At 71.6% G+C, this 9,130-nt stretch carries 7 protein-coding genes and 1 pseudogene; all 8 read right to left on the bottom strand.

Annotated features, from left to right (window positions below; all coding sequences use genetic code 11):
- Window positions 1-276, bottom strand: a pseudogene (locus tag C1J00_RS11635) (hypothetical protein); the annotation flags it as partial.
- Window positions 273-1,130, bottom strand: coding sequence for an AAA family ATPase (locus C1J00_RS11630; protein WP_102908970.1), 858 nt, complete (start codon window positions 1,128-1,130; stop codon window positions 273-275). The gene C1J00_RS11630 and the pseudogene C1J00_RS11635, both read right to left, overlap by 4 nt.
- A gap of 172 nt (window positions 1,131-1,302) precedes the next feature.
- Window positions 1,303-1,953: a LutC/YkgG family protein gene (locus C1J00_RS11625; protein ID WP_102908967.1), complete on the bottom strand. Its 651-nt coding sequence runs from the start codon at window positions 1,951-1,953 to the stop codon at window positions 1,303-1,305.
- Complete coding sequence (locus tag C1J00_RS11620) at window positions 1,950-3,437, bottom strand: LutB/LldF family L-lactate oxidation iron-sulfur protein (RefSeq protein ID WP_102908966.1); 1,488 nt, start codon at window positions 3,435-3,437, stop codon at window positions 1,950-1,952. The genes C1J00_RS11625 and C1J00_RS11620 overlap by 4 nt, the downstream gene beginning before the upstream one ends.
- Window positions 3,434-4,189 (bottom strand): (Fe-S)-binding protein, encoded by a 756-nt coding sequence (locus C1J00_RS11615; protein ID WP_102908965.1) that lies wholly within the window; start codon window positions 4,187-4,189, stop codon window positions 3,434-3,436. The genes C1J00_RS11620 and C1J00_RS11615 overlap by 4 nt, the downstream gene beginning before the upstream one ends.
- Window positions 4,190-4,294: 105 nt before the next feature.
- The gene (locus tag C1J00_RS11610) at window positions 4,295-5,740 is read right to left on the bottom strand and encodes a rhamnulokinase (RefSeq protein ID WP_102908964.1); all 1,446 of its coding nucleotides are present in this window, start codon (window positions 5,738-5,740) and stop codon (window positions 4,295-4,297) included.
- On the bottom strand, window positions 5,737-7,776 hold the full coding sequence (locus tag C1J00_RS11605) for a bifunctional aldolase/short-chain dehydrogenase (protein WP_102908963.1): 2,040 nt from the start codon (window positions 7,774-7,776) through the stop codon (window positions 5,737-5,739). Before C1J00_RS11605 ends, C1J00_RS11610 begins: the two co-directional genes overlap by 4 nt.
- 109 nt (window positions 7,777-7,885) lie before the next feature.
- On the bottom strand, window positions 7,886-9,046 hold the full coding sequence (gene rhaI / locus C1J00_RS11600; protein WP_102908962.1) for an L-rhamnose isomerase: 1,161 nt from the start codon (window positions 9,044-9,046) through the stop codon (window positions 7,886-7,888).
- Window positions 9,047-9,130 lie beyond the last annotated feature (84 nt).

The raw sequence follows: 9,130 nt of genomic DNA, 5'->3' as shown, positions 1-9,130 counted from the left end.
CCGCAGGTCCTCCCGCCCCGCCGCCCGCTGCCCCGGTCCACCGACACCGCGGGGAAAGTAGAGGTCGAAGACCGGGTCGAACACCTGCCGTTGCCCGGGTCCGTGCAGCAGTGTCGCCGCCAGACCCTCGCGCAGCAGCTCCCGGTCCGCGAGGCCCAGTTCCCCGATCGCCCGCGCCGCGTCGACGCTCTCGCCTGTGCCGATCCGCACGCCGTGCGCGCGCAACGCCCCGACCAGGGACGTCAGCCGCTCGGCGACGCCCGCCGGCGTCGTCACAGGGCGTCCAGGTCGAGTTTGGCGGACGCCTTGAGGACGTCGTCCTGGTGCTTGAGGAGCACACCGAGCGTCGTCCGCACGACCGTCTCGTCCAGCGAGTCCGCCCCGAGCGCGAGCAAGGTGTGCGCCCAGTCGACGGTCTCGGCGACCGAGGGCACCTTGCGCAGGTCCATCGCCCGCAGCGCGCCCACGACCCGGACGACCGAGCGGGCCAGCGCCTCGTCGAGGCCGGGCACCTTCAGCCGTACGATCCGGCGCTCCAGCTCCTCGTCCGGGAAGCCGATGTGCAGGAAGAGACAGCGGCGGCGCAGCGCCTCGGACAGCTCCCTGCTGGCGTTGGAGGTGAGAACGACGAAGGGGCGGCGCGTCGCCGTGATGGTGCCCAGTTCGGGGACGGTCACCTGGAAGTCGCTGAGCACCTCCAGCAGCAGACCCTCCACCTCGACGTCCGCCTTGTCGGTCTCGTCGATCAGCAGGACCTTCGGGTCGTCGCCCCGGATCGCGGTCAGCAGCGGCCTGGTGAGCAGGAACTCCTCGCTGAAGATGTCGGTACGGGCCTCGTCCCATGTCTCGTCGCGACCCGCGCTGATGCGCAGCAGCTGCTTGGCGTGGTTCCACTCGTACAGGGCGCGGGACTCGTCGACCCCCTCGTAGCACTGGAGGCGGACCAGCCGTGCGCCGGCGACCTCGGCGACGGCCTTGGCGAGCTCGGTCTTGCCGACGCCGGCCGGGCCCTCCACCAGGAGCGGCTTGCCGAGGCGGTCGGCGAGGAAGACGGTCGTGGCGACGGCGGGCGAGGCGAGGTAGCCGGTCTCGGCGAGGCGCGCGGAGACGTCGTCGACGGATGTGAACAACGGGGCCTCCAGGACGGCGGCGGCACGGACGGACAAGGCACTATCTAAGCGCTTGTTCACCCGCGCTGTCACGGGGTTCCCGTGCGGACAGGCGGTAGAACCGCCATGGTCGTCCCTCTCGCCTCCACCTCGTCTCGGCGGCCACGGGCGGTGCCCTGCGGGTCGACGGCGGCTACGTCGCCCCGGTCCTGCCCTGACCGACCAGCACCACCTCCAGCGTGCGCGGCCCGTGCACCCCCTCGACCCGGTCCAGCTCGATGTCACTGGTCGCCGACGGCCCGGAGATCCACGTCAACGGGCGCGCCGGGTCGAGGCGTTCGAGCCCTTGGGGCACGGACGACACGACCTGCCCCGGCACCCGGACGACGCAGATGTGGTGGTCGGGGACGAGGGTGATCCGGCGGCGGCCCTGGTCGGGCGAGCCGTCCAGCACGATGGTGCCGGTCTCGGCGATGGCGACGGCACACCCGGTGACGACGCTGTCGACTTGGTCGAGTTCGTGCGGCGTGCTCACGGCCCGGTCGGGGACGCGTGTCGCGTCGACCGCCCCGAGCCAGTGCGGTGGCAGCCCGGGAGGCACCAGCACGGATCGCGCGCCCCGTTCCGCCAGGAGCCGCGTGAGCACGTCCGGCAACTCCTCGTCCGTGCAGCGATGCACGACCGCCCGGTAGTCCGCCAGATTCTCGGCGAGCAGCTCCACCGTCTCCGCGACGGTCCGCTGCCCGTGCTCGCGCAGATAGTCCCGCGCGATCGGCTCGTCCTCGGCCGGCGCGTCCGCCAGCGCGCGTCGCACCCGTCCCAGGATCCGTTCCCTGCTGTTCACCTGTCCCCGTCCTTCCCACCACGAGTCCGCTGCCACCAGTCCCGGAACGGCTCCGCGGGCACCGGCGGCAGATCCCGGGTCCCGCTCCAGGCCCTGCCCGGGCCCGGCAGCGTCCGGGGATGGAAGCGGCGGGACCGGGAGGCGGCGCGCTGGCCCGTGCGCAGCGCGCCCGGGTGGGTGAAGGCCCAGCGGGCCGCCCGCATCGCGGCCCGCTCGGCGGCATGCCCCTTCGCCGGCCGCAGCACCACCTTGTTGCCCTCGCGGGTGACCTCCCCGCCCTGCACGACCCGCTCCCGCAGATGCACCAGCACCTCCGGGATGTCGATGGCGACCGGGCACACGTCGTAGCACGCCCCGCACAGCGAGGACGCGTACGGCAGCGAGGCGTCGATCTCGCTGCCCGTGCCCCGCAGCTGGGGGCTGAGGATCGCGCCGATCGGCCCCGGGTACACCGACCCGTAGGCGTGGCCGCCCGCCCGCTCGTACACCGGGCACACGTTGAGGCACGCCGAGCAGCGGATGCAGCGCAGCGCCTGCCGGCCGACCTCGTCGGCGAGGGTGTCGGTACGGCCGTTGTCCAGCAGCACCAGATGGAAGGTGCTCGGCCCGTCCGCCGTCTCGGAGTCGGTCGTGCCGGTCCACGTCGAGGTGTAGGGGTTCATGCGCTCGGCCGTGGAGGAGCGGGGCAGGGTCTGCAGGAACACCTCCAGGTCCCGCCACGTCGGCACGATCTTCTCGATGCCGACGACCGAGATCAGCGTCTCGGGCAGGGTCAGGCACATCCGGCCGTTGCCCTCGGACTCCACGACCACGAGCGTGCCCGTCTCGGCGACCATGAAGTTGGCACCCGAGATACCGACCTTGGCCCTCAGGAACTTCTCCCGCAGGTGCAGCCGGGCGGCCTCGGCGAGTTCGGCCGGTGTGTCGGTCAGGCCCTCGGGAGCGGGCCGGCCCCACTCGCCCATCTCACGGGCGAAGATGTCCCGGATCTCGCCCCGGTTGCGGTGGATGGCCGGGACCAGGATGTGCGAGGGCCGGTCCTTGCCCAGCTGCACGATCAGCTCGGCGAGATCGGTCTCGTAGGCGCGGATGCCCTCGGCCTCCAGCGCCTCGTTGAGCCCGATCTCCTGCGTGGCCATCGACTTGACCTTGACGACCTCCGTCTCACCGGTCGCCTTCACCAGCCGGGTGACGATCTCGTTGGCCTCGGCCGCGTCGGCGGCCCAGTGGACGATGCCGCCCGCCGCCGTGACCGACTCCTCCAACTGTTCCAGGTAGCGGTCGAGATACCGCAGCGTGTGGTCCTTGATCCGCTTGCCCGCCTCGCGCAGCTCGGCCCAGTCGGACACCTCCGTGACGGCCTTCGCCCGCTTGGCGCGGATGGTGTGCGTGGCGTGCCGCAGATTGCCGCGCAGGGTCGTGTCCCCCACGGCCTCCCGCGCGGCCTCCGGGAACGCCGGCATCCCGAGATACGTACCGCTCATACGGCCGGTTCCTCCTCCGTGCTCGCCAGGATCTCCGCGATGTGCACCGGCCGCATGCCGGTCCGCAGCCGGGCCATCGTCCCGCCGATGTGCATCAGACAGGAGTTGTCGGCCGCGCACAGCACCTCGGCTCCCGTCGACTCGGCGTTGCGCACCTTGTCCGCGCCCATCGCCGCCGAGACGTCGGAGTTCTTCAGCGCGAAGGTGCCGCCGAACCCGCAGCACTCGTCGGCCCCCGGCAGCTCGACGAGCTCCAGCCCCTTCACCGCTTGGAGCAGTCGCCGCGGCCGGTCCCCGAGACCGAGTCCGCGCAGCCCGTGGCAGGTCGGGTGGTAGGTCACCGTGCGCGGGTAGAACGCCCCGACGTCCGTCACGCCCAGCACGTCGACCAGGAACTCCGTCAGCTCGTACGTCTTGGGCACCACCGGCGCCAGGGTGGTCGCCAGGGCGTCGCCACGCCCTTCGGCCCGGGCCCGCTCGCCCATCCGCGGATACAGCTCCCGCACCATCGCCCCGCACGACCCGGAGGGCGTCACGATCGCCTCGTACTCGGCGAAGACATCGGAGAAACGCCGGGCGAGCGGCTCGGCCTCATGGCGGTATCCGGTGTTGTAGTGCGCCTGCCCGCAGCAGGTCTGCGCCATCGGGAAGTCGACGTCGACGCCCAGCCTGGTCAGCAGCTTCACCACGGCGCGCCCGGTGTCCGGATAGAGCGTGTCGTTGACACAGGTCAGGAACAGGGCGACACGCATCGCGGCTCCTCGGGGTCGGTCATCGGATGAGTGCTGGGGCCCCTCCCACCACGCGTTCAGCGTAGTGGGGGAGCGGTAGGGCGACGGGGAGCAGGGGAGACCCCCTCAGGTCCCGGCGAGCCGGGCCTGCGCGGCACGCCACCGCTCGGTCCCGCCCCGGGGCTCGTACCGCGTGAGCGGCTGGGTGTTCACGAGCAGCCGCCGCATCCCGGGCAGGTCACCGACCAGCCCGTGCGCCCGCGCCTGCACGAGGACGTTCCCCAGCGCGGCGGCCTCGGTCGGCCCGGACACCACCGGCAGCCCGCACGCGTCGGCGGTCAGCTGGCACAGCAGGGCGTTGCGCGTGCCGCCTCCGACCACGTGCACGACGTCGACCGCGTGTCCGGCGAGCCGCTGGGCGTCCTGGACGGCCTTGCGGTGGGCGAGCGCCAGGGAGTCGAGGATGCACCGCGTCACCTCGGCGGGCGTCTCGGGCACGGGCTGCCCCGTGCCGCGGCACGCCTCGGCGATCCGCTCCGGCATCCGCCCCGGCGCGAGGAACGCCGCGTCCCCCGCGTCCACGACCGACCGCAGCGCCGGAGCCTTGGACGCCTCCAGCAGCAGCGCGCCCAGATCCGTCTCGCCCCAGGCCCGCAGGCACTCCTGGAGCAGCCAGAGCCCCATGATGTTGCGCAGGTAGCGGACGGTGCCGTCCAGTCCCAGCTCGTTGGTGAAGTTGGCCGCCCGGCTCTCCTCGGTCAGCACCGGCGCGTCCAGCTCCAGCCCGGCCAGCGACCAGGTGCCCGTGCAGATGTAGGCGAACCGTTCGTCCGAGGCGGGTACGGCTGCCACCGCCGAGGCGGTGTCGTGCGACCCGACGGCCGTCACCGGCACGGGCCAGGTGAGCCCGGTCTCCTCCAGCACCTCGTCGCGCAGCAGTCCCGCCGGGTCGCCCGGTCGCCGCAGTGGTGCAAAGAGCCCCAGGTCGATGCCGAGCCGGGAGGCGACGTCGTACGCCCAGTCGCGCGTCCCGGGGTCGATCAGCTGGGTCGTGGACGCGTTGGTCAGCTCCGTGCCCTGCTCGCCGGTCAGCCAGTACGTCAGCAGGTCCGGCATCAGCAGCAGCCGCCGGGCCTGGGCGAGCTGGGCCGTGGAGCGGGCGGCGGTGAGCTGGTACAGGGTGTTGAAGGGCGCGTACTGCAACCCGGTCGCGGCGTACAGCTCCGCGGCGGGCACGGTCGCCCACACCTTCTCCGCGACCCCCTCGGTCCGGGGGTCCCGGTAGTGCACGGGATTGCCGAGGAGCGCACCGTCCGCGTCCAGCAGCCCGTAGTCCACGGCCCAGCTGTCGATGCCGACGGAGTCGACCTGCCCCGCCGCCCGCAACCCGTCCAGCACTCCGGCGTACAGCCCGAGCACGTCCCAGCGCAGTCCCTCGGGCACCCGGACGGGGCGGTTGGGGAAGCGGTGCGCCTCGGCGAGCTCCAGGCTGTCCGGGCCGACGCGGCCGACCATGACGCGCCCGCTGGACGCGCCGAGGTCGACCGCGGCGTACGACTTCACGGCGCTCATCGCAGGAAGGCGGCCGCGACGCCGGCGTCGACGGGGATGTGCAGCCCGGTCGTGTGCGTGAGGTCCCCGCCGGTCAGCGCGAAGACGGCGGCCGCGACATGCTCCGGCAGCACCTCGCGCTTGAGGATGGTGCGCTGGGCGTAGAACTCACCCAGCTTCTCCTCCTCCACTCCGTACACGGCGGCCCGCTTGGCTCCCCATCCGCCGGCGAAGATCCCCGACCCCCGCACGACGCCGTCCGGGTTGACCCCGTTGACGCGGATGCCGTGCTCGCCCAGCTCGGCGGCGAGGAGCCGCACCTGGTGCGCCTGGTCGGCCTTGGTGGCGGAGTAGGCGATGTTGTTGGGACCGGCGAACACCGCGTTCTTCGAGGCGATGTAGACGATGTCACCGCCCAGCTCCTGGGCGATCATCACCCGGGCGGCCTCCCGCGACACGAGGAAGGACCCGCGCGCCATGATGTCGTGCTGGAGGTCCCAGTCCTTGGCGGAGGTCTCCAGCAGCGGCTTGGAGATCGAGATGCCCGCGTTGTTGACGACGAGGTCCACTCCGCCGAAGGCCAGCACCGCCGCCCGGAAGGCCTCGGCGATCTGCTCCTCGGAGGTGACGTCCACCGTCACGGCCACGGCCTTGTCCGGCCCGCCCAGCTCCTCGGCGACGGCGGCGGCGTTCTCACCGTTCAGGTCGGCGACGACGACACACGCCCCGTCGGCCACGAGCCGGTGCGCGATGGCCTTGCCGATCCCGCTCCCGGCACCCGTCACCAGCGCCACCCGGGTCGCCAGTGCCTTGGGTTTCGGCATCCGCTGAAGCTTGGCCTCCTCCAGCGCCCAGTACTCGATCCGGAACTTCTCCGACTCCTCGATCGGCGCGTACGTGGACACGGCCTCGGCCCCGCGCATCACGTTGACGGCGTTGACGTAGAACTCGCCCGCGACCCGGGCTGTCTGCTTGTCCTTGCCGAACGAGAACATGCCCACACCCGGCACCAGCACGATCGCCGGGTCGGCGCCGCGCATGGCGGGGGATCCGGGCTCGGCGTGCCGCCGGTAGTAGGCGGCGTACTCCTCGCGGTACTCGGCGTGCAGCTCCTTCAGCCGGGCGATCGCCTCGTCGAGCGGCGCGCCCGGCGGCAGGTCCAGCACCAGCGGCCGGACCTTGGTGCGCAGGAAGTGGTCGGGGCAGGAGGTCCCCAGCGCGGCCAGCCGCGGGTGTTCCGCGCTCGCGAGGAAGTCGAGGACGACCTCGCAGTCGTTGAAGTGCCCCACCTGGGGCCGGTCCTGGGAGGCGAGGGCGCGCACGTACGGCGCGAGGGCGGCGGCCCGCTCCCGGCGCTCTTCGGCGCCCAGTGCCGCGTACCCCTCGATCAGCGGGCCGAAGGGCTCGGGCTTCCCCCGCTCCACGAGGAACCGCTCGGCGGTCCGGATGATGTGCAGCGAGTTCCGCTCGCACTCCTCGGAGGTGTCACCCCAGGCGGTGATCCCGTGTCCGCCGAGAACACACCCGATGGCCTGCGGATTGGCCTTCTTCACGGCGGCGATGTCCAGCCCGAGCTGGAATCCGGGCCGCCGCCACGGCACCCACACCACGCTGTCCCCGAAGCACTCGGCGGTCAGCTTCTCCCCGTCGGCGGCACAGGCGAGCGCGATCCCCGAGTCCGGGTGGAGATGATCGACGTGCGCGGCCTCGACCAGCCCGTGCATCGCGGTGTCGATGGAGGGAGTGGCCCCGCCCTTGCCGTGCAGGCAGTAGTCGAACGCGGCGACCATCTCGTCCTCACGCTCGACCCCCGGATACACCTCGACGAGTGCCCGCATGCGGTCCAGCCGCAGCACGGCCAGCCCTGCCTCGGTCAGCGTCCCGAGATCCCCGCCGGACCCCTTGACCCACATCAGCTCGACATCACCGCCGGTGACCGGATCGGTCTCGGTGCCCTTGGCGGAGGCGTTGCCCCCCGCGTAGTTCGTGTTCCGGGGATCACTGCCGAGCCGGCGCGACCGGGCGAGCAGAGCGTCGGCCTCGGGATGTACAGCCATGCCAGTTCCTTTCAAGAGAGAGCAGGAGAGGATTTCTCAGGGGCGCGGGGAACTGCGCGATCAGGCACAGACGACCCGCACCCGGCAATCGACAGATCCAGGCCGACGCTTACGCACCCCACCCCGCCTGCTGCCCGCCAACGCGCTCGGCCACGATCCGCTCACCCCACCCGGACCGCCGGTACGCGGCGATGGGATCCGGGTCCAGCCCCATCTCCTCCCGCACCTCCCGCAGCAACGGCCGCACATCCGTGTTGTACGCGTCCATCACCACGGCATTGGCCTCCAGCACATCACCACCGCGCTGCGCGGCCTTCAACGCGTCACCGTCGACCAGCAGCGCCTTCGCCGTGGCCTCCTGCACGTTCATCACCGACCGGATGATCGCCGGGATCTTCGCCTCGATGTTGTGGCACTGGTCGAGCATGAACGCGACGTCGGCCGACAGCCCACCGCCCCGCACGACCTCGTACATGATCCGGAACAGCTGGAACGGATCCGCCGCCCCGACCATGAGGTCGTCGTCCGCGTAGAACCGCGAGTTGAAGTCGAACCCGCCGAGCTTCTCCTCACGCAACAGCGTCGCCACGATGAACTCGATGTTGGTCCCCGGCGCGTGATGCCCGGTGTCGACGACGACCTGTGCCTTCGGTCCGAGCTTCAGACAGTGCGCGTACGCCGTGCCCCAGTCCGGGACGTCCGTCGTGTAGAACGCCGGCTCGAAGAACTTGTACTCCAGCAGCATCCGCTGCCCGTCCCCGAGCCGCTCGTAGACCTCGGCCAGCCCCTCGGCCAGCCGGTCCTGCCGCCCCCGGATGTCGTCCTGGCCGGGATAGTTCGTCCCGTCGGCGAACCACAGCTTCAGATCCGCCGAGCCCGTCGCATCCATGATGTCGACGCACTCCAGCAGATGATCCACGGCCTTGCGCCGCACGGAGGCCTCCGGATGGCAGATGCTCCCGAGCTTGTAGTCGTCGTCCTGGAAGGTGTTGGAGTTGATCGCGCCGAGCTTCACCCCGCGCTGCTCGGCGTGCTTGGCCAGCGCCGCGTAGTCGTCGACCCTGTCCCACGGGATGTGCAGGGCCACCGTCGGGGCGACGCCGGTGAACTCGTGCACCTTGGCCGCGTCGTCCAGCTTCTCGAACGGGGTGCGCGGCACACCCTGCTGCGCGAACACCTTGAACCGCGTGCCCGAGTTCCCGTAGGCCCACGACGGCGTCTCGACGGCCTGTGTCTTGAGAGCGGCCTTCGCCGCGGCGAGCTCGGTCACGTCAGGCTCCTGTGACATCGGGTCGATACGACCACTGAATGAAACGATTCAGGACGCGAAGCTATGGGTCTCCCGGAGGGGTGT

The organism is Streptomyces cahuitamycinicus (assembly GCF_002891435.1).
In the GTDB taxonomy this organism is placed as follows: Bacteria; Actinomycetota; Actinomycetes; order Streptomycetales; family Streptomycetaceae; genus Streptomyces; species Streptomyces cahuitamycinicus.
The sequence above is the reverse complement of the archived record's forward strand: the minus strand, read 5'-3'. Positions and strand labels throughout refer to the sequence as shown.

Bases quoted from the DNA above. Each gene is read 5' to 3' on its own strand.
- C1J00_RS11620 (WP_102908966.1), bottom strand. From the start codon at position 3,437: ATGAGCGGTACGTATCTCGGGATGCCGGCGTTCCCGGAGGCCGCGCGG.
- C1J00_RS11615 (WP_102908965.1), bottom strand. From the start codon at position 4,189: ATGCGTGTCGCCCTGTTCCTGACCTGTGTCAACGACACGCTCTATCCG.
- C1J00_RS11610 (WP_102908964.1), bottom strand. From the start codon at position 5,740: ATGAGCGCCGTGAAGTCGTACGCCGCGGTCGACCTCGGCGCGTCCAGC.
- C1J00_RS11605 (WP_102908963.1), bottom strand. From the start codon at position 7,776: ATGGCTGTACATCCCGAGGCCGACGCTCTGCTCGCCCGGTCGCGCCGG.